This window comes from Actinomadura napierensis (assembly GCF_039529375.1).
GTDB classification, from domain to species: Bacteria; Actinomycetota; Actinomycetes; order Streptosporangiales; family Streptosporangiaceae; genus Spirillospora; species Spirillospora napierensis.
The window spans coordinates 1-648 of the sequence record NZ_BAAAMR010000329.1; the positions used below are offsets into that span (position 1 = coordinate 1).

Consider the following 648-nt stretch of genomic DNA (forward strand, 5'->3'; position numbering starts at 1 on the left):
TCCAAATTTAAATACTTTAATGCGAAAGATGACGGCAATACCTTTGATATTGATGCCCAGAACATTGGTTTACTTGAAACAGTTAAAATAAAAAACCATACCTTTGGTTTGGGTTACCAACAAATTATTGGTGAGTCGGCTTACCCGCTACCAGATGGCTTCTTACCAGAAACTTATTTCATTAACTGGAATGCCACAGGCTTTTTCAAAGAAGATGAAAAGTCCTACCATGTCATGTATGGCTATGACTTTAAAGATTACGTTCCGGGCTTAAACGCAATGGTGAAATATGTTTACGGTCATGACTTTAAAGCAGCCAATGGCGAGAAAAACCACGAAACCGAGTCGAATGTGATTTTAAACTATGCGTTTCAGCAGCCATTGTTAAAAGGCTTTGCCCTGCAATATATTCGAATTGATTACAACGTAAAACATGGCAATGACTTTGGTGAAGATCGCTTGTTTGTAAACTACACTAAAAAGTTTTAATTATTTTTGATTCAACTAAAGCGGGCTAATTTTGGCTCGCTTTATTATTTTTGTGCCATAAAAAAACGCTCTTACGAGCGTTTTTAATTAATCTAGTAACTTAAGCAACATGCTTTTGTACAACAATCGAACCTACTGAATAGCCAGCGCCAAAAGATG

Annotated in this window: 1 protein-coding gene; it reads left to right on the top strand. The window is 36.4% G+C overall.

Annotated features, from left to right (window positions below; genetic code table 11):
* Nucleotides 1-489 (top strand): OprD family outer membrane porin (locus ABD296_RS49755; RefSeq protein WP_344285609.1); only part of this gene is annotated, 489 nt, incomplete at its 5' end.
* Between the last annotated feature and the right edge of the window lie 159 nt (nt 490-648).